At 57.5% G+C, this 19,077-nt stretch carries 19 protein-coding genes and 1 tRNA gene; 10 read left to right on the forward strand and 10 right to left on the reverse strand.

Features of this window, described 5'->3' with window-relative positions; all coding sequences use genetic code 11:
* The first annotated feature begins 802 nt into the window (after window positions 1–802).
* From ACXAF3_RS09040 to ACXAF3_RS09065, 6 genes are all read left to right on the forward strand, one after another.
* Window positions 803–1,123 carry a helix-turn-helix domain-containing protein gene (locus tag ACXAF3_RS09040; protein ID WP_475111970.1) on the forward strand — a complete coding sequence of 107 codons (321 nt, stop codon included), beginning with the start codon at window positions 803–805 and terminating at the stop codon, window positions 1,121–1,123.
* The gene (locus ACXAF3_RS09045; protein WP_475111971.1) at window positions 1,080–2,057 is read left to right on the forward strand and encodes a reverse transcriptase family protein; all 978 of its coding nucleotides are present in this window, start codon (window positions 1,080–1,082) and stop codon (window positions 2,055–2,057) included. The genes ACXAF3_RS09040 and ACXAF3_RS09045 overlap by 44 nt, the downstream gene beginning before the upstream one ends.
* A 186-nt stretch (window positions 2,058–2,243) precedes the next feature.
* The gene (locus tag ACXAF3_RS09050) at window positions 2,244–2,450 is read left to right on the forward strand and encodes a ribbon-helix-helix domain-containing protein (RefSeq protein ID WP_475111972.1); all 207 of its coding nucleotides are present in this window, start codon (window positions 2,244–2,246) and stop codon (window positions 2,448–2,450) included.
* The gene (locus ACXAF3_RS09055) at window positions 2,443–3,192 is read left to right on the forward strand and encodes a hypothetical protein (RefSeq protein WP_475111973.1); all 750 of its coding nucleotides are present in this window, start codon (window positions 2,443–2,445) and stop codon (window positions 3,190–3,192) included. Before ACXAF3_RS09050 ends, ACXAF3_RS09055 begins: the two co-directional genes overlap by 8 nt.
* A 9-nt stretch (window positions 3,193–3,201) precedes the next feature.
* Complete coding sequence (locus ACXAF3_RS09060; protein ID WP_475111974.1) at window positions 3,202–4,044, forward strand: hypothetical protein; 843 nt, start codon at window positions 3,202–3,204, stop codon at window positions 4,042–4,044.
* A gap of 1 nt (window position 4,045) precedes the next feature.
* Complete coding sequence (locus tag ACXAF3_RS09065) at window positions 4,046–6,130, forward strand: DNA methyltransferase (RefSeq protein WP_475111975.1); 2,085 nt, start codon at window positions 4,046–4,048, stop codon at window positions 6,128–6,130.
* Window positions 6,131–6,301: 171 nt separating this feature from the next.
* Here the strand turns inward: ACXAF3_RS09065 and ACXAF3_RS09070 are convergent, their stop codons facing one another.
* From ACXAF3_RS09070 to ACXAF3_RS09105, 8 genes are all read right to left on the reverse strand, one after another.
* A complete protein-coding gene (locus ACXAF3_RS09070; protein WP_475111976.1) occupies window positions 6,302–6,907 on the reverse strand; it encodes a hypothetical protein in 606 nt (201 codons plus the stop codon).
* A gap of 2 nt (window positions 6,908–6,909) precedes the next feature.
* Window positions 6,910–7,542 carry an AHH domain-containing protein gene (locus tag ACXAF3_RS09075; protein ID WP_475111977.1) on the reverse strand — a complete coding sequence of 211 codons (633 nt, stop codon included), beginning with the start codon at window positions 7,540–7,542 and terminating at the stop codon, window positions 6,910–6,912.
* A 96-nt stretch (window positions 7,543–7,638) separates the two neighbouring features.
* Window positions 7,639–7,714, reverse strand: a tRNA-Phe gene (locus ACXAF3_RS09080).
* Between the two features lie 114 nt (window positions 7,715–7,828).
* Entirely contained in the window at window positions 7,829–8,128 is a 300-nt protein-coding gene (locus ACXAF3_RS09085) for an oxidative damage protection protein (RefSeq protein WP_475111978.1), read from the reverse strand.
* A gap of 15 nt (window positions 8,129–8,143) precedes the next feature.
* Window positions 8,144–9,250 (reverse strand): A/G-specific adenine glycosylase, encoded by a 1,107-nt coding sequence (mutY, locus tag ACXAF3_RS09090; RefSeq protein ID WP_475111979.1) that lies wholly within the window; start codon window positions 9,248–9,250, stop codon window positions 8,144–8,146.
* Window positions 9,251–9,323: 73 nt separating this feature from the next.
* On the reverse strand, window positions 9,324–11,366 hold the full coding sequence (locus ACXAF3_RS09095) for an AsmA family protein (protein ID WP_475111980.1): 2,043 nt from the start codon (window positions 11,364–11,366) through the stop codon (window positions 9,324–9,326).
* 152 nt (window positions 11,367–11,518) lie between these two features.
* Window positions 11,519–13,747: a TonB-dependent receptor gene (locus tag ACXAF3_RS09100; RefSeq protein WP_475111981.1), complete on the reverse strand. Its 2,229-nt coding sequence runs from the start codon at window positions 13,745–13,747 to the stop codon at window positions 11,519–11,521.
* A gap of 134 nt (window positions 13,748–13,881) precedes the next feature.
* Window positions 13,882–14,172 (reverse strand): hypothetical protein, encoded by a 291-nt coding sequence (locus ACXAF3_RS09105; protein WP_475111982.1) that lies wholly within the window; start codon window positions 14,170–14,172, stop codon window positions 13,882–13,884.
* Window positions 14,173–14,301: 129 nt separating this feature from the next.
* Between ACXAF3_RS09105 and hisB the strand changes: the two genes are divergently transcribed.
* The 4 genes from hisB to hisF all read left to right on the forward strand — a co-directional run bounded on the left by hisB (window position 14,302) and on the right by hisF (window position 17,125).
* Window positions 14,302–14,889 carry an imidazoleglycerol-phosphate dehydratase HisB gene (gene hisB, locus ACXAF3_RS09110; RefSeq protein WP_475111983.1) on the forward strand — a complete coding sequence of 196 codons (588 nt, stop codon included), beginning with the start codon at window positions 14,302–14,304 and terminating at the stop codon, window positions 14,887–14,889.
* On the forward strand, window positions 14,889–15,533 hold the full coding sequence (hisH, locus tag ACXAF3_RS09115) for an imidazole glycerol phosphate synthase subunit HisH (RefSeq protein WP_475111984.1): 645 nt from the start codon (window positions 14,889–14,891) through the stop codon (window positions 15,531–15,533). Before hisB ends, hisH begins: the two co-directional genes overlap by 1 nt.
* Window positions 15,534–15,630: 97 nt before the next feature.
* Window positions 15,631–16,362, forward strand: coding sequence for a 1-(5-phosphoribosyl)-5-[(5-phosphoribosylamino)methylideneamino]imidazole-4-carboxamide isomerase (hisA, locus tag ACXAF3_RS09120; RefSeq protein WP_475111985.1), 732 nt, complete (start codon window positions 15,631–15,633; stop codon window positions 16,360–16,362).
* A 1-nt stretch (window position 16,363) separates the two neighbouring features.
* Window positions 16,364–17,125, forward strand: coding sequence for an imidazole glycerol phosphate synthase subunit HisF (hisF, locus tag ACXAF3_RS09125; protein ID WP_475111986.1), 762 nt, complete (start codon window positions 16,364–16,366; stop codon window positions 17,123–17,125).
* A gap of 40 nt (window positions 17,126–17,165) precedes the next feature.
* On the opposite strand, the gene ACXAF3_RS09130 is transcribed toward hisF, so the two are convergent.
* Both ACXAF3_RS09130 and ACXAF3_RS09135 read right to left on the reverse strand, forming a co-directional pair.
* Window positions 17,166–17,426 (reverse strand): DUF6316 family protein, encoded by a 261-nt coding sequence (locus ACXAF3_RS09130; protein WP_475111987.1) that lies wholly within the window; start codon window positions 17,424–17,426, stop codon window positions 17,166–17,168.
* A gap of 131 nt (window positions 17,427–17,557) precedes the next feature.
* Window positions 17,558–18,907, reverse strand: coding sequence for a S41 family peptidase (locus ACXAF3_RS09135; protein WP_475111988.1), 1,350 nt, complete (start codon window positions 18,905–18,907; stop codon window positions 17,558–17,560).
* Window positions 18,908–19,077: the final 170 nt, after the last annotated feature.

Below are 19,077 nucleotides of genomic sequence, written 5' to 3' on the forward strand. Positions count from 1 at the left end.
GCTTTCGCTTATTTCGCGTCGATACTCTGCTGGGTGCTGGGCGTCAAGCGGGGATGATTTTCAAGGAAGAAAAACCCGCGAAAGCTGGCGCTGACGCGGGCTTGGAGATGGTGCCCAGAGGCGGACTGGGTAACCTGTCCCTGGAACCCCTTGAAATCATTGGCTTTTTGCCGATGGTGCCCAGATTGTATCGCACCTTGTATCGAAGTCAAAAACCGGAAAGCTGTACAATAAACAGCCAAGTGCGGCGGCGCGCAAGTTCGCTGTCAGCGAATTTTGTTGACATGTGGCGAACTGAAACCTATTCTGCAACTGTCCTTGGTTGAAACGAAAAATCTCGCCTACTAAGCACTGGGTTGGGTTGTACCCTTCCCGCGGGGGCATGCCCCTACCGACTTCACGGCACGCGCGGCACCCGTCCGTCGCATATCGCGATGTACCGGAACTGCGCACCGCCGGTGAGGTGGTCCACCTTGCGGCGACGCAAGGTGGACCAGCACGGAGTTTATTGCCATTCACGTTGTTCTTCATGTACGGCGAGAGGGTGGTTCATCCGGAACCACCTATTACATGGAGAAACTGCTCATGAGTAATTCAATTGAGCCACCAAGTGACGAATGGCGGACATCTGGGACGAGTCAGCGGAAGCGTCGTTCACGTAAGGTCGGATGGACAGTGATCAAGTTGCTTCTCGCATTGTTGAAGCTGGCTTGCAAGCTGATCGACCTTTTCGGCGACGAATAGAAGCTGATGGTGACTCCCAGATGGTCTTTAGTGCTTCCCCAATTACGAGGTGCCAGAAATGCTTTTGAATGAAGCGTTGAAACAAATCAGACTGTTCCACCAGAAAAAGCAGGTGGAACTTGCATCTGAATTAGATATATCGAAGTCCTACCTGTCGGAAATTGAAGCGAGTAAGAAGACTGTGTCACTGGAGTTGCTGGAGAAGTATTCCGTGGCATTTTCCGTGCCGGTTTCTTCATTGCTTTTGTTTTCTGAAAATTTGGAGGCTGCAAAACGGTCGGACAAGTTACGGTTATCGTGTGCGAAGACAATTGTGAAGACCATGGAGTGGATCAGTGCAAAAAGCGAGTCAGAAGAAAAGGCGAAGAAACAAGCCTAAGTTGAATACCAAGGGTAAGGCTTACACTTTAAAAGACTCCGCACTCTACAACCTATCCACAAAACGACGACTTGCGAAAGTACTGGGATTTTCGATTGGCAAGCTGGAACGCTTGGTTTCAGATGAAAACTACTGGGTTTCGCGTGTCGAAAAGGCGAACGGCGGGTATCGAGAAATCCAAGTCCCGAAAGGTACGCTTCAATGGGTGCACGCTCGGATCGCCAGTCTTCTGGCAAGGATTGCGATGCCGGGTTACGTCCACTCAGGTGTAAAGGGGCGTTCCAATATTACAAATGCTAAGTCACACGTCGGTGAGCATCCTGTACTCACGCTGGACATCAAAGGCTTCTTCCCATCCGTAACCAAGAAGTCAGTTTTTCACTTCTTTCGTGACACAATGAATGCCGCGCCGGATGTGGCTGGAATTCTGGCAGAACTCTGTACCTACCATGATCACCTGCCAACTGGCAGTCAGATCAGCATGTCCCTTGCGTTCTGGGCGAACCACCAGATGTTTGATCTGCTTAATGAGTTCTGTGCGGCTCGGAGTGTTACAGTCACGTGTTACGTCGATGATTTGACCTTTTCCGGAGATCGGGTAGACGTTGGTTTTCAGCATCAAGTGGCAAGTATTGTGGAACGCGCTGGGCTTCTGGTCCATCCGGAGAAGACACGGCTATATGATTCCGGTACCACCAAGGCAATTACGGGTGTTGCCGTTGGGACGGTTGGCATGAAGGTCATGCATAAGCACCACAAGTCCATTCACGAACTGTTCGGAAAGTTATGGGCCGCCGGAGAGGATGCGCAACGGGAAACGCTCGTGCGTAAACTCTGTGGGTCGATGTGCGCGGCAGGTCAAATCGACCCGAAATTCAAACAGCGAATACAGAACCTTCGTTGCTCGGAATTGAACTCTGCTGCCGTGGGTTGAAACGCGGTTCACGCCAATACCTGTTTAAGCCAAATCTTTACCTACTGTAGTGGCCAAAAAAACTTGACCACTAGCAAGTGGCGAAGAAGTAAACGCTGAGCAAGCTGCCTTTTTACCTCGTCGACTTTTGTAGCGAATTGCGTTACAGTATAACGGTTTGGCTTTATCGCATCGGACGAGTTCATTATGGACAAAACTGCAGGGCAGCGGCAACAACGATTCCGCGAACAGATCATTGACGGAAAAAAGAAACGTCTTCAGGTGGTGATAGATCGGGATGAGGCTGAAAAACTGGAAGATATATGCATATCTGAAGGCATCAGCAAGACCGAGTTTATACGACGCGCCATTGAATCATGGTCGATAGACAATAGAAGTATACCTAATGACTGACTATAAAGTTTTTCACATTTTTCAAACGTGTGTGAAAGCCATCAATGAAGGGCGACTTATCAATCGAGTTAGCGAAACTGATAAAGAATTTCATTTCCAAAATTGGTTCAGAGACTGCCTATCCGAATCAAAACTAAATTTTGATGAAAATGGCAGAAACTCATTCCCTGATTTTACTTTAGTTCATTCAGCCGAAGGATTCGAAGTCAAGGGGTTAGCCACTCCGGGACGGTCGTCGGATTTTGACTGTAATAGTAAATCACCAAGTGGTTTTTACAACGGAAGGCAGATTTACTATGTATTCGGACGCTACCCAAAAGGAGATGAAGCGGGTGATGAATACGCCGTGATCGATCTAGTTGTTGCGCATGGTGATTTTTTAAACGCTGATAGCAAGTATCAACATAAAAACAAAAGTGTAAATGGATTCGGTACATATGGCGACATTAAGATTCGCGATAGAAAAATGTATGTGGTTCCGACACCATTTTCAATTGCTGCTGGCTTGATTGGCACCAGAACGCTTATTGTACCAAAAGAATACAAGGCTCCTGACAATTTTATTGAAGTCGGGCAATTAAACAGGGTTGAAGCCAAGCATCTAATCGTTGGCTATAAATTTGATCTAATCAAAAACACTTTGGCAGCAACAAAAAAACCAAATCCTAATGCTGGCAAAGTTCATGAATTCAAAGCATATAGATTGAAGTCGGAAACAACCAAATCCGTAACTCTTAAATAAGAAATTAGTATGTACCATAACGAACACCAAATAATGAAGGCTGTTTACGATCACTTTTATAGTCAGATTTCCGGCAGCGGCGTCATCCCCATTGATCTTCGTGCACCCTCTCTAGTCGGCACAGTTCAAGATGACCCTTTTGACTGCCTAATTGGGCAAGAATTACGTCAAGCATTCCCTGGTCTGGAAGTTGTAAGTTCCGGCAAGCTAACGACTCCGGACATTATCATCCGTGACAAGAAAACGGGAGTTATTGTAGGCATTGAAGTTAAGAAATTAATTCAACAAAAAAATGGTGCAGACTCACGTGGTCTTACTATGGACTACAATAGTTGCTTGCCATGTGGAACTGCACTGATTAAGGTTGGCAAGGCGACGGTAGACATTCCCTGCTACTATCTGTACGCGCTATTAAGTAACGATAGTGCCAGTATCGTTACACTTATTTTGATGCACGGCGACTTTATCAACTACGACTTCAATCTTCACAAAGAAGCAAAAGTTGCCAACCAAACAGAATATAATCATGGCCCTTACGGTGAAGGCTCAGTTCGCCACCGGGCAATGTACACATATCCAAACCCGCTTAATCACAAGTTAACGTGCTTTCATACCAGAAAAGTTTTTGTGCCAAAGAAGCACGATTGTGAAAATCTCCAAATTTCTCACTTGGTGACGGAAGAGATTTCCCGGCGTGATATTTACGAAAATAACTTTTTATACAGTGTTGTGGATAATGGTAAAAAAGACCATGCTGCCGAACCAAAACTAGTTGAAGATATTTTCGCCGCTTGCAAAACAAGAGCAGCACGACAGCGGGTTAATGGGTCCATGCCAGTATTAAGTGAATAGCATGAAGCATGTAATAGAAAAAGATTTTCCTTTTGAAGAAATTGATGAAATAGCTGAAATTGAAAGCTACCGAAAGGAAATCAATCGTCCTATCTATCATATCCACAAATGGTGGGCAAAGCGATTGGGAAGTGTATTTCGCTCAATCGTTTCAGGTGCATTGACAGAAGGAAGTTGGAAGAACTTTCATGAATACCAGAACCATGCAGGCAAGATCGTTCTCGATCCATTTATGGGGTCAGGAACCACGTTGGGTGAAGCTGCAAAACTTGGTGCCAATGTCATTGGATGTGATGTAAACCCAGTCAGCACCTTCTTAGTTACCCAAGCATTGACGAATGTAAACTTAAATGCACTGAAAGCGGAATATAAATCAATTGAACGTGATGTAAAAGAAGAGATACTTTCATACTACACAACTATAGTTCCTGGCGCGTCAAAACCGACTGCGGCTCTTTATTATTTTTGGGTGAAAATTGTAACCACACCTAACGGTGAAGAGATACCTCTGTTTTCTAGCTATGTATTTAGCAAGAACGCCTATCCAAGCAAAAAGCCAAGCTCTCAAATATGGTGCCCATCATGCGAATCTATATTTGTAGAAAAATACAATGCAACTGAAGTTGAATGCCCTTGCTGCGCACATACCTTTAACCCTCAGAGCGGGCCAGTTAGTGGCGCAAAGGTGATCGATAGTCGAGGAAATGAATACAAAATTAAAGACTTGGTAGCTGCAAGAAATAAAGCACCAGAGCATAAACTTTATGCAATTATGGCGCTAAACGAAGATGGTCAAAAGGTTTATATCAAGCCGACACAATATGATCACGATCTTCTAAATAGAGCAAAGGCAAAGCTCGCTTCGATAGAAAGTGAACTTCCATTGCCCACAATGGAAGTTCGACCCGGCTACAACACGAACCAAGCTCGTGGCTATAATTACAATTGTTGGCGTGATTTCTTCAATAACCGCCAATTATTATGCCTTGGATTATTACTTCAAAGAATTATGAAGATTGAAGACAGAGTGATTCGCGATCACTTTGTTTGTCTTTTCAGTGGGATACTTGAATTTAACAATCTCTTTTGTAGTTTTAAAGGTGAGGGGACTGGGGCTGTTCGCCACATGTTTTCAAATCACATACTAAAGCCTGAACGAACGCCCTTGGAAAACACAGTATGGGGGACGCCGGGAAAAAGCAGTGGGACATTTTCCACTATGTTTAAAAGCCGCTTGATTAAAGCGAAGATCTATCTTGATGAGCCTTTTGAAATTGCAATTGAAAGAAACGGCACAAAACGTTCATCAAGGAAAATAGTATGTAGCGACCCAATAAAAGTTAGCGTTACCTCCTCATGGGATGACTTTCGCAATGCAACGCATGGTGCGTTAGTGTTGAATGGTGATAGTTCTTCACTTCCCATTCCTGATTCATCTGTTGATGCTGTTGTTACCGATCCACCATACTTTGATTTTGTTCATTACAGTGAATTGAGTGACTTCTTCTATTCATGGTTGTCAAACTCCCTTGGCAGTGAATATGACTACTTGAGCAAAGAAGATTCATCTCATGAAAATGAAGTTCAAGACCGAGATAAGGAAAGTTTTACAAGAAAGATTTGCAGCATTTTCAATGAATGTAATCGAGTCCTAAAAGACGATGGTCTTTTATGTTTCAGTTATCATCATTCAACTATTGACGGCTGGATGGCAATTTACAAATCTGTTACTGGAGCAGGTTTTGATATCGTCGCTGCGCATCCCATCAAGGCTGAAATGTCAGTTGCGAGCCCAAAAAGTGCAGCCAAAGACCCTATAAATTTGGATGCCATTTTGGTTTGCAAAAAGGATGCAAGCCCTCCAAAAATTGATCATCCAGAAAAGGAGATAATATCAAGATTCAACGACTATGCCGGGCGACTTGAGGCAATAGGTAGGAAATTAAGTTTTGGAGATAATTTTGTCATAGCTTGCTCACAAGCCCTAGTGGTAGCTTCATGTTTGCGAATGGATAACATTTCCACTATTGAATTGATAAAGTGGTCAGTTCTAAACTGCATTCAAAACAGAAGTAAGGCAGCATAACCATGTACACCGTTGCCTAATAGGCAACGGTGCTTCAAATATTAAAATGCCCTCATTACAAAATTAACATCATTCATTTCAGTCTTTATAAGGCTGGCGCCCTTAAGCCCAACTTGTTTGTCCGCCTTTGCGGAAGTTTTATTATGATGGTGGGGTGCAACTAATAGAAGATTAGTTAAGGTTGGTCGATGTATCTTGAGAGGCGGGAAAGGGAGAGGTGAGATCAGTGGTTATGTATAGACCTGTTAGACCTGCTTTCTCAATGGCCTCCTTAACTGGCTCCTGACAGTAAAGCCGCATATAGCCGTTGAATTCACAGCGGAACACCTGCCAATCTTTAGTCTTTTCCTCATGAAAGGCGATATTCTCCACATCGCCCCACTCGTTCTTTCGGCTGAGCTTGGTGTCCAGCGCATTAATCTCTTCCGCAATGCGTAGCGGGTTAAAGAGATAACCTGGCTGTCCACGGTCGTCGATCAGATCCAAAAATTCACCGTCTTCCTGAATTAGATCGTGGAGTACGTCGTAAGCTTTTGCATTGAGGTAGAGTCTGCCAGCTGAAACACAGAGGTCCGGAACGACTAGCCCTTTATCGCCAGGAAACTCGGGAGTAAAGCTAACTTTCAATGGTTCGCGGAAAAACTCCTTTTGCCGGATCGGGGCTCCATTAAAGTCAATGCGGCGATCGATATCGTCGCTTCCGGCAAGGGCGTCTATCTGATCGGTGTCCCAGAGCATCATCAGATAACCGCGAGCAAACAGAAGGTTGTAGATCATGGTTACCTCCCCGTCTGAGGCATCACATAAGTCGGAACATTGCCACTCTGTAGCATTACTCGGATCAGCCGAAGTGCCTGGATCAATTGATCTGAAGTTCTGATCATTTGCGGGCGAACCCTGTCACCTAGCCACCGGTAGTATCCTTCATGGTGGATACGCCTGTGCGGTACAGCCTTGCGCAGGTGGTTGGGCATGTGGCCTCTGTCGTCCCAGTCCCGAGGGAGCCAGCAGCCATTGTGAGGGTCGTCAATACGCATCTTCAACCAGGCGAGCACTCCGCGAACCTCCATGGAAAGTCGATGCTGCCCGGACACTATGGCGTGGGCGTCACAGCGAGAGGATGGGCGTGGTTCCCCACACCTGGTTAGATTGCGGGCCAATCGGCGAGAGTTGTGCTTCTCTCGCTGTAATTCCCTCGTGCTCATGTCTTGGGCTTTGGCCCGGTATCGATCAAGTGAATCGTAGAGGTGGCCGAAGCAGCGAAGTGCCGCGAAGTCGGCTACTGTAGGCTTGTCCTTCTTGGCGAAGTCAGCCAGCAGTCGCTCGACACGAGTGGCAAGAGGGTGTGGTGTGGGAAACATTCCTTTAATCCCTGTCCTGTTTATTTTCTTCCGTGAAAAAGTGCCGCGCATTTAAATCTGCGTAGACACTTTGTGGACACTCTGGGATTGCTTGCGGCCAAAGTGTCAGAATTGGAACTTCTAACCCTTTGATTTAGAAGGGAAAAATGGTGCCCAGAGGCGGAATCGAACCACCGACACGGGGATTTTCAATCCCCTGCTCTACCGACTGAGCTATCTGGGCCTTGCGAATTTCCGGGCTTGCCCGGCGTCGCGAGGCGCGTATTAAACCCGCTCCCCGGGGCTGAGTCAAGCCTTTGATTGCTAAATAGTTTTTGTGTTAGTGGGCGCTCACTTTTTAGTCGTCTGTACGCTCTTTATCGCCATCGCCGCTCTGGGGCACATAGCCCTCGGCTTCGTCGTAGGCCTCGCCGTTCAGGAACTTCTGCATCTGCTCGCTCAGGTAGGCGCGGCTGGAGGGTTCCATCATGTTGAGGCGCTTTTCGTTGATCAGCATCGTCTGGTGCGCCAGCCACTCCTGCCAGGCCTTCTTGGACACGTTTTCGAAGATGTCCTGGCCCTTGGGGCCGGGGAAGGGGGGCGCGTCCAGGCCTTCCAGTTCCTGTTGATACTTGCGGCAGAATACGATTCTGGACATGGACATCTCCTCGGTTCAGTCGGCGGTGCAGGGGGCCAGCAGCGGCGCCTGCAGCGCCAGCAGCTGTTTGGCCAGCTTGACGATGGGCGCCGGCAGCCCCAGCTCCTGTGCCGCGCGGGGGCGGTTGATTTGGCGCAGTTTATACCAGCCGCCGCCGCTCTCCGCCACCAGGGCGGGCGCTTTTGCCAGCTGTATCCACACCGGCGCTATCTCCAGGTGGAAGTGGGTGAAGGTGTGGCGCAGCTGCGGCAGCGTACAGATCTGTTGGGCGTGCAGCTCCCGCACCGCCAGCCACTCCTGTGCGCTGGCCTCGCCGCCGTCGTCCCCGTCCAGTTGCGGCGGGCACCAGAGGCCGCCCCAGATGCCGCTGGGCGGGCGCTGTTCCAGATAGATCTCCCCGCCGTGCTCGAGCAGCAGCAGGGTGGCGCTGCGCACCGGTTTCTCTTTGCGCGGTTTCCTGCCCGGGTAGTCCTGCGGGTTGCCCTGGGCGCGGGCGGCGCAGGCTGCCGCCAGCGGGCAGTCGTCGCAGCGGGGCCTGGTGCGGGTGCAGAGGGTGGCGCCCAGATCCATCATCGCCTGGGTGTAGTGGTTGGTGCGCATATCCGGCGTATAGGTCTCGGCCAGCTGCCAGAGCCTGTTGGCCACCGCGGTCTGGCCGGGCCAGCCGTCGACGGCGTGAACGCGGGCCAGCACCCGCTTGACGTTGCCGTCCAGTATCGGCGCCTTCAGGCCCATGCTGATGCTGGCGATGGCGCCGGCGGTGGAGCGGCCGATACCCGGAAGCCCTGCCAGGGCCTCGACATCGCGGGGGAATTCGCCGCAGTAATCACTCACCAGTGTCTGTGCGCACTTGTGCAGGTTGCGCGCGCGGGCGTAGTAGCCGAGGCCGCTCCAGTGCGCCAGTACCTCGTCGAGCGGCGCGCTGGCGAGGCGCTCGAGGGTCGGAAAGCTGGCCATAAAGCGCTCGAAGTAGGGGATGACCGCAGACACCTGGGTCTGCTGCAGCATAATCTCCGAGATCCAGACGCGGTAGGGGCTGATATCCCGCTGCCAGGGGAGGTCCTTGCGGCCGTGTTGGTCGAACCAGGTGAGGACGGCCTGTTGAAACTGCTTTGGGGTCATTGGGTTTGCTGTCGGTCTGGTGGCTTGGCGGCCGTGCGGCCGCTTGCCGAGCTGGGGCTCGGCGCTCCCGGGGCTAGTCGCGCTTGAACAGGCCCTTGAATTTCTCTTTCAGCTCTTCGACTTTTTTCTCCACCTTCTCGCCGTACTTCTTTTCGGCCTTGTATTTGAGCTCGTCGCGCAGCAGGTCGTCCAGGCGGCGGCTGTCGGGTTTGCAGCTGCCGACGCCGGCGTCTTTGAAGCTGTCCTTGCAGCGCAGCGGCAGCGGGCGGTTGCGCCAGCGGTCGTTCTTGACGGTGCAGCCGTCGGCGGAGGTGCGGCTTCCGACCAGGGCCAGGCCGAGGGCGAAGTCGAACTCCTGCTTTTCCAGGTCGATCTCGCCGTCGCCGGTCATCGCGATATTCTCCACGCCGGCGAGCACCTCCTGGATCTTGGCCTTGTCGCCCTCGATCGCGATATTCACGCGCAGGTCCTGCAGGCGGGTGCTGGCGGGCCAGTCGCGTTCCGGCAGCGGGGTCTTCTCGGCGTAGCTGACCAGTTGGCACATGCCCTTTTCCAGGTTGAAGGGCGCCAGGGCCAGCTGGTCGCTGGACAGCTGCACCGCGGCGCGCAGCTGTTTCTGCAGTTGCGCGGTGTCGGTGCCGCGGGTCTGCGCGGCCCAGTTGATGCTGGTCTTGCCGGACAGCTGCACCCGGTCGCTGGGGAAGAGCGCCTGCTGCACTTTGGAGATCTCCACATTGGCGAGGCCGCCGCTGATCTCGGCCTCGGCGGACTGGCCGCGGGCGTTGAACTGGCCGTTGCTGCTGAGCTCGCCGCCGTACAGATCGGCGGAGAGCTTCTGCAGCTGGTAGAGGCCGTTGTCGACGGTCAGCTGCAGCTGCGGTCTGTCCAGCTGCAGGTCGACGGCCTGCAGCCGCTCCAGGGACAGGTCCAGGTTGGCGTTGAAGCCGCGCATCGCGGTCAGCGGCAGCGGCGCGGGCGCCGCCGGAGCGGCGGGTGTTTCGGCCTGCAGCTGCTCGGTTTCCGGCGCCGGCGGCGGCAGGTAGTCGTCCAGCACCAGGGTGCCGCCACGCAGGGTCAGGTCCAGCCCCGGCATATCGGCGTTGCGCAGCTGGGCGCTGCCGGTGAAGACGGTGTCGTCCAGCTGCAGCTGCAGCGGCGTCAGGTCGAGTTTCTTGTCGGTGCCCTCGACGCTGGTCTCGAGGCTCAGTTTCTGCAGCACGGCGCCGCTCTGGGTGGCCAGTTCGGTGCCGGTGACGGCGAGCCAGGGGCGCAGCGGCTCGGCGCCGGCGTTGACGGCCATCTGTATCTGCCAGGGCTGGTCGGTGCCGCTGCGGCGGATATGGCCGCGCAGGTGGATTTTGGCCGCGGCCTCGCCGCTGCTCAGGGCCAGCTGCAGCGGCTGCAGGCGCAGGCCGTTGAGGCCCTCGTCCAGGGCCAGGGTGCTGTCGATATCGATCCGCACCGGCTGCTTCAGGGCGCTGCCGCTGATCAGGGCGCCGGCCTCCACCTGGCCAGGTTCACCGCCGGGCACCAGGTTGTCGGCGGCGACGCGCAGCTGTTCCAGCGTGTATTCGGTCTCGTTGCCCGCATCCCGGTAGCGGATGCGGCCGTCCTCGATGCGCAGCTTTTCCAGCGCCAAGTGCAGGTCCTGGGCGGGTTTGTCCGCCGGCAGGTCCAGCTCGGGTGGCTGCTGTTCGGCCTGCTTTCTCTGTGCTTCCATCGCGTCGGTGATCAGCGCCCAGTTGCCGCGCCCCTGTTCGTCGACGCTCAGGTCTATTTGCGGCGCCATCAACAGGATTTCCTGCGCCTCTATGCGCTTCTTCAGCAGCGGCATCAGCGCCACGCCGACGGAGATGGTGTCCGCGCGCACCAGCGGCTGCTCGGGCTGCGGCAGCGGCGCCAGCTGCACGCCCTCGAGCTTGAGGGCGATATTCGGCCACAGCTGCCAGCCGATATCGCCGTCCAGTTTCAGGGCTATACCCTGCTTGGCGGCCAGCTGCTCCAGTTGCGGTTTGTATTTGTTGACGTCGAGACCGGCCAGCAGCCAGGCGACGGCGCCGGCGAGCAGCAGGAAGACGACGAGCAGTACGACAAGGGTGCGCTTGATCCAGGCCATGGAGTGAAATATCCCTGTTATCTGTAGAAGGCGGGATTGCCCAATCTAAGATGCCGGACCGGGCCCGGCGTTCCCGGCGGGGCGGTCATCCGGGTATTGTAGGAGATCCGGCCCCCGACGGGCGGGGGCCGGCACATTGAAGCAGTTGCGCTCTAGAAAATAAAGCGCACGCCGGCCTCGACGCTGCGGCCGGCTTCCGGGGCGAAGTCGCGCAGCAGGGAAGTGGAGTGGCGGATCTCCTCGTCCAGCAGGTTGCGGGCACTGGCGAAGAGTACCGCGTCGGTGCCGCCGAGCTTGAAGTTGTAGCGGGCGGTCAGGTCCATGCGGGTGTAGCCGTCGGTTTCCGCCTCAAAGGCGCCGGCGCGCTCCTGTGCGGAAGCCCTGGTGGTGCGCCACTCCCAGTTCCACTGGTCGTAGATGCCGCCGAGGGCCAGGCCGACACGCAGCGGCGGCATGCGCGGCACGTCGCGGCTGTATGCACGGCCCTCGCCTTCCTCGTGCTCATGGTCGTGGTGCTCCTCGCCTTCTTCCTCTTCCTCGTGGTGCAGGTGGAGGTCGCTGGTGAAGCTGGCGCGCACGCTGTCACCGAAGAGCTCCACATAGTGCCCGCCGGCGAAGGGGAGGCGTACTGACACTTCGGCGCCGTAGAAGACCGCATCGCGGTTGGTGTAGCCGTAGATAGCCAGCTCTTCCTCGGGGTGTTCCTCGCCGGTGTTGGCCGCGTAGATGTAGTCGGTGACGCGGTTGTAGAACAGGTTGGCCTCGACGCGGGCGGCGTGCCAGCCGGAGGCCGCCTCGTTGTGATGGTGGTATCCCAGCTCCAGGTTGAGGGACTTCTCCTTGTCGAGATCCTCCTCGCCCTCCAGGTAGCGGGCTTCCGCCAGGTGGGCGCCATCGGCAAAGAGCTCCTCCGCCACCGGGGCGCGCTCGGCGTGGGTCAGGCCGAGGCTGACGTGCTGGTGTTCGGCGAGGAAGTACTGCAGCGCGGCGCTGGCGCCGAACAGGTCGTAATCCTGTTTGCCGCCCAGTTGCGGATCCACGCTGACGCGCTCCAGGCGGCCGCCCAGGTCCAGGTGCCAGTCGCCCCAGGTGCGCTCCTTCATCGTGAACAGGCCCGCGCTGCGGGTCTTCGAGGGCTGGACGAAGGCCTCGTCGCCGATGGCCGCGAAGTCCTTGTCGGTCAGCTGCAGGCCGTAGGCGCCGCGCCAGGGGCCGCCGTTGTCGTGGGTCAGTTCCACGCGGCCTTCCCACGCCTTGTTGGTGAAGCGGGTGCCCGGTTCACCTGCGTCCAGCTCCACGTGCTCGTAATCATTGTGGCCCAGGCGCAGGCTCAGTTTGTCCCAGTATTCGTCGTCGAAGCGGTGCTCGCCCTTGAGGTCGTAGCGGGTCTGCTGCATGGCGATGCGCACAGTGTCCTCGCCTGGGGCCAGTTCTCCGTGCTCTTCGTGTTCCTCGTGCTCTTCATGCCCCTCGCCGGCGTGCTCTTCCTCGTGCTCCTCGTGGTGCTCCTCGTGTTCCCCGTGCTCCTCATGGTGGTGCACATGGGCACCCAGCGGAATGCCGTAGTTGTTTTCGAGCTGGTTTACGGAGAAGCCGATAAAACCGCTGTCGGTGATCCAGGACAGGCCGCCGCTGTAGCTGTGGGCGCGGTTGTTGCTGTTGCCCACGTAGCCGTCGGTGTTGAATTCCTCTTCGTGGCCGTGCTCCTCGCCAGCGTGTTCCTCGCCGTGGTGCTCTTCGTCGCGGTGGATGATGGCGAGCCCGGGGATTTCGGTATCGCCGTTTTCGCGGTATACCCCGTCCAGGTACCAGGCGAGCTGGCCGGTGCCGCCGTTCAGGCGGAAGACGCCGGCGTCCTGGCTGTTGCCGCTGTTGTGGCGCATCTCCAGCGCGCCCTCGAGCTTCTCCGGCACCTGCGTCGGGATGCGGCCGTCGATCACATTCACCACGCCACCGATGGCGCCGCTGCCGTAACGCAGCGCGGCCGGGCCGCGCAGTATCTCGATACGCTCGGCCAGCAGCGGCTCGATGCTGGCCGCGTGGTCGGAGGAGGTGTTGGAGGCGTCGGACACGTCCAGGTTGTCGTTCAGCACGCGCACGCGGTTGGCGCTCTGGCCGCGGATCACCGGCAGGCCCACGCCGCTGCCGAAGGAGGCGTTGGCCACGCCCGGCTGGCTGTTCAGGGTCTGACCCAGGGTGGCGGCGGCCGCGTCGCGCAGCGTCTCGCCGGACAGCACGGATACCGGCGCGGCCACCGCGTCGGCGGGCTTGTCCAGCGGCGAAACGGTGACATTGACCTCTTCCAGGGCTTCGCTTGCGTTGGCGGCGGGCAGAGTCAGGGCGCCGGCGATCGCCAGGGCCAGTTTGCTGGTCTTGTTCATCGGTTTTTATTCCTGTCACACGGGCGGCGGGCCCGCATATGTGAACAGGCAGGCGTCGCCGCTAAAAACTTATCGGTGTTTTGGCTTTGTCGGGTTGCGGATGGCGGGCGAGGGGCGGAGCCGCTCGGCGCCATTTAGCGGAGTGACAGGAATAGGGGCGGCGCGCGGGCGCTCTGGCGCTCCGGCTGGCAGTCGCGCGGAACCGGCGCGGACCGGGTATCGTAGATGACCGCAGGCGCCGGCTGCGCGAGCTGGAAAGCGCTGCCGATGGCGCCCGGCATATGGTTGAAGCAGAGGTCGCACAACTCCACCTGGCCGTCGTTCAGGTGGATATGTTCCGCCCACAGCGGCTGGGCTGCGAGCAGTGCAAGCAGCAGCAACAGGCTGGCCCAGAAACGGGATCTTTGGCGGGAGTGATTGACCATGGGCGGTATGATATGTGCTCCCGGCCACTAATCAAGTTTCATCTGTCACCAACCGGCCACAGGGGCGGTCATTCGTCCTATAATCCGCGCCTTCTATCTTATTTCGCCCGAAGGAAGGATTGCCCCTCAATGCGCAAGGCCAGCGTCAAACGCGACACCCTGGAAACCAAGATCGCCGTCAGCGTCAACCTGGACGGCGACGGCCGTGGCCAGTTCGATACCGGGGTGCCGTTTCTCGAGCATATGCTCGATCAGATAGCCCGCCACGGCATGATCGACCTGGATATCACCTGCGACGGCGATGTGCATATCGACGATCACCACACGGTGGAGGATATCGGCATCACGCTGGGCAAGGCGATCAACGAGGCGGTCGGGGACAAGAAGGGCATGACCCGCTACGGCCACGCCTATGTGCCGCTGGACGAGGCCCTGTCGCGGGTGGTGGTGGACTTCTCCGGCCGCCCGGGCCTGGTTATGGACGTGCCCTTCACCCAGAAGCGTATCGGCAACTTCGACACCGAGCTCTTCTACGAATTCTTCCAGGGCTTCGTCAATCACGCCCTGGTGACTCTGCATATCGACTGCCTGCGCGGCCACAATGCCCACCACCAGGTGGAGACGGTATTCAAGGCCTTCGGCCGCGCGCTGCGCATGGCGCTGACGCCGGATCCGCGTATGGCCGGTACCATGCCGTCCACCAAAGGTGTGCTCTGATGCAGAAAATAGCGGTTCTCGACTACGGCATGGGCAACCTGCACTCGGTGGCCAGCGCGCTGCTGAAGGTTGCGCCGGGCGACGAGGTGGTTCTGGCCACAACACCGGATCAGGCCGAGGGCGCCGAGCGGCTGCTGGTGCCGGGTGTCGGCGCCATCCGCGACTGTATGGCGGGCTTTACCGAGGCCGGCTTCGCACCCCTGCTGAAAGATGCGATTGAATCCGGCCTGCCGGTGCTGGGTATCTGCGTCGGCATGCAGATCATGATGCGCCACAGCGAGGAGAACAACGGCGTCGACTGCCTGGATATATTCCCGCAACCGGTAAAGTTTTTCGGCAGTGATCTGCAGGAAGGGGGAGAGAGATTGAAGGTCCCCCATATGGGCTGGAACCGGGTCGCGCAGAAGCGGTCGCACCCGCTGTGGAACAATATCGAGGACGGCAGCCGCTTCTATTTCGTGCACAGCTACTATGTGCCGGCCGAAGACAACGCGGATCTGGCCGGGCAGACCGACTACGGCGTGTCGCTGGCCGCCGCGGTGGCGCGGGAAAATATTTTCGCCACCCAGTTTCACCCGGAAAAAAGTGCCGACGCCGGCCTGCAGCTACTGAAGAACTTTGTCGGCTGGAACGGCCGCATCTGATGATGGGCACGCTGCGTTTTGCCCATCCTACAATCCCCACCAATTTCCGTAGGATGGGCAAAGTGCAGCGTGCCCATCAATTAACGTGGAAAGAAAAATGCTAGTGATACCCGCAATAGATCTGAAAGACGGCCAGTGTGTGCGCCTGCGCCAGGGCGAGATGGACGACGCCACCGTATTTTCCGACGATCCGCTGGCCACCGCGCAGCACTGGGTCGACGAGGGGGCCAGGCGGCTGCACCTGGTGGATCTGAACGGCGCCTTCGCCGGCAATCCGGTCAACGGTGAGGCGGTCACCGCGATCGCGAAACAGTTTCCGGAGCTGCCGATACAGATAGGCGGCGGTATCCGCGATCTGCACACCGTCGAAAAATACCTGGACGCCGGCGTGACCTGGACCATTATCGGCACCGCCGCGGTCAAGAATCCGCAGCTGGTGAAAGAGGCCTGCCGCGAGTTCGAGGGCCATATCATCGTCGGCCTGGATGCGAAGGACGGTCTGGTGGCCACCGAGGGCTGGGCCGAGGTGTCCGAACTGCAGGCCACCGAGCTGGCGAAGCGCTTTGCCGACTGCGGTGTGAGTTCGATCGTCTATACCGATATCGCCCGCGACGGCATGATGCAGGGCGTGAATATCCCGGCCACGCTGGAAATGGCGCGCGCGGTGGATGTGCCGATCATCGCCTCCGGCGGTGTCAGCAGTATCGAGGATATCCGCCAACTGCTGGAGGCGGGTCAGATAGCCGGCGCCATCACCGGCCGAGCCATCTACGAAAACAAGCTGAATCTGCGCGAGGCGCAGCGGCTCTGCGACGACTGGAACCAATAAAATGGGACTGGCCAAGAGAATTATTCCCTGCCTGGATGTCGACGCCGGCCGCGTGGTCAAGGGAGTCAATTTCGTCGATATCCGCGATGCCGGCGACCCGGTGGAGATAGCGCGGCGCTACAACGAGGCCGGCGCGGACGAGATCACCTTCCTCGATATCACCGCCACCCACGAGGGCCGTGACACCACGCTGCACACGGTGGAGAAGATGGCCGGCGAGGTGTTTATTCCGCTGACCGTCGGCGGCGGCGTGCGCAGCCTGCAGGATATCCGCAACCTGTTGAACGCCGGCGCCGACAAGACCGCGATCAATTCCGCCGCGGTGAAGAATCCCGACTTCGTGCGCGAGGCCGCCGAGCGCTTCGGCAGCCAGTGCATCGTCGTCGCGATAGATGCGAAGCAGGTGAGCGAGGGCCGCTGGGAGATCTTCACCCACGGCGGGCGCAAGCCCACCGGCATAGACGCGGTCCGGTGGGCGGTGCAGATGGCGGATCTGGGTGCCGGCGAGATTCTGCTGACCAGTATGGACCGCGACGGCACCAAGAACGGTTTCGATCTGGCGCTGACCCGCGCCGTGGCGGACGCGGTGCCGGTGCCGGTCATCGCCTCCGGCGGCGTCGGCAATCTGCAGCACCTGGCGGACGGGGTACTGCAGGGCGGCGCCGATGCGGTGCTGGCGGCGAGTATCTTTCACTTCGGCGAATACACCATCGCCGAGGCCAAGGCCTTTATGCGGGATGCGGGTATCGAGATGCGCCTGTAAGCGCAGCCGCCGGATGCGCTTTGCCGAATTCCGGGAGGGATCAGAGTCTGTGGTTTTTGTGCCAGTGCCTGGCGCGCTGGCTGCCGAAGGGATGGATCACCGCACCGCGCAGATTGCCGTCGCTATCCTTCGGTGGGGAAAAGAATAGCCGCGCGGTGCGCTCCGCCTCGGCCCGGCAGGGGTAGGGCCCGAAACAGGCGCCGCCGCGTATCTGGAAGTACCAGTCGTCTCCCAGCTTGTAGAAGCGGTCCGAGCGCGGGGGAATGGGCTGGCCCTCTTCGCCGGCGCGATGCTGTTGCATAACCACCTTCCAAAACCGTGCACGAACACAAATCGCGCGGTCTGGTTTGCGGGCGAATACGGGATTCGCCGGTACATCCCTGTGGGCCTGTGGGCGAACACTGGGTTCGCCCCCGCATTTCCGTGGCGGACTCAGTCGGCGCGGGCGACTTTCGCGCGCAGCCCCCTGTCCCTCTGGGCGTAGAGGTTCAGCCCCTTGAGCACATTGAGCGCCTCGAAAATCTGGTTGTCGCGGTCGAGCCAGTCGTCGCGCTGCCCCTTCTCCCGCGCGCGGTCTTCGGAGTTGCGCTCCTCGCCGCCGTTGCCGTTGCCCAGATGGCCGGCCAGATCGGCTTCGGTGGTGCGCGCGCGCTCGTTCAGGCGGGTGATCTTGACCCGCTCCACGACGATATCCGGTGTGATGCCCTGGGCCTGGATCGAGCGGCCATTCGGCGTGTAGTAGAGCGCGGTGGTCAGCTTGATCGCGCGCTCGTTGTTGATTGGAATCACCGTCTGCACCGAGCCCTTGCCGAAGCTGTCGGTGCCCATGACCACCGCGCGGCGGTGATCCTGCAGCGCGCCGGCCACTATCTCCGCGGCGGAGGCGGAGCCCTCGTTGATCAGTACAACGAGCGGTGCGCCCTCGGTCAGGTCGCCGGGCTCGGCGGAGTAGCTCAGGTTGGCGGACTCGGTGCGGCCCTCGGTGTAGACCACCAGGCCCTCCTCGAGGAAGGCGTCGGCCACTTCCACCGAGGACTGCAGCACGCCGCCGGGGTTGTTGCGCAGATCGACGATCAGGCCCTTCAGCTTGCCGCGCTTCTGCAGTTTGCGGATTTCCCGCGCCACGTCATTGCCGGTGTCCAGCTGGAACTGGCTGATGCGCAGGTAGCCGTAGCCCTCGTCGAGCACTTTGCTGCGCACGCTGCGCACGCGCACCGTGTCGCGCTTCAGGGTGACTTCAAACGGCTGCTTGTAGCCCTTGCGCGCTATGGTCAGAGTCACGCTGCTGCCCTTGGGGCCGCGCATGCGCTCCACCGCCTCGTCCAGGCTGACCCCTTTCATGGATTTGCCGGAGAGGCGCAGAATGATATCGCCGGCCTTCAGGCCGGCGCGGGACGCCGGGGTGTCGTCCATCGGCGTGACCACGGTGATGTGCTCGTTCTCTATGCCCACTTCGATGCCGAGGCCGGCGAATTCGCCGGTGGTGTTGGCCTGCAGGTCGTCGAAGGATTCGCGGTCCAGATAGGAGGAGTGTGGGTCCAGGCCCTGCAGCATGCCTTTGATCGCGTACTCGAGCAGCGTGCTGTCGTCCACCTCCTCGATATAGCCCTGGCGGATCTGTTCGAACACCTTGGCGAAGCTGCGCAGGTCTTCCAGCGGCAGGCGCGTGGCGGTTTCGGGGAGCAGTTTTGGGGTGGAACCGCCTTCGCTGAGGCCCATCAGGGGCAGGGCGGTGAGGGCGGCTGCGCCGATAAATGTGGTCAGCGCTTTGGCGGTGAACATATCGTTGAAACCTCTGCCTTATTTCTTCGCTTCTTTGCGAAAGTGTAGACCCGGGGACGGGCAGGGTTCTCAAGTTGGCGGCTGTGTCCACCGTGTCGTGAGCGGTGGCCGGTGGTCAACGGCGGGCGGATTTTTCCGGAAATTGACATCTAGGGAACCTCTGAATAACT

The sequence above is a fragment of the Microbulbifer sp. ABF4_143 genome (genome assembly GCF_056160225.1).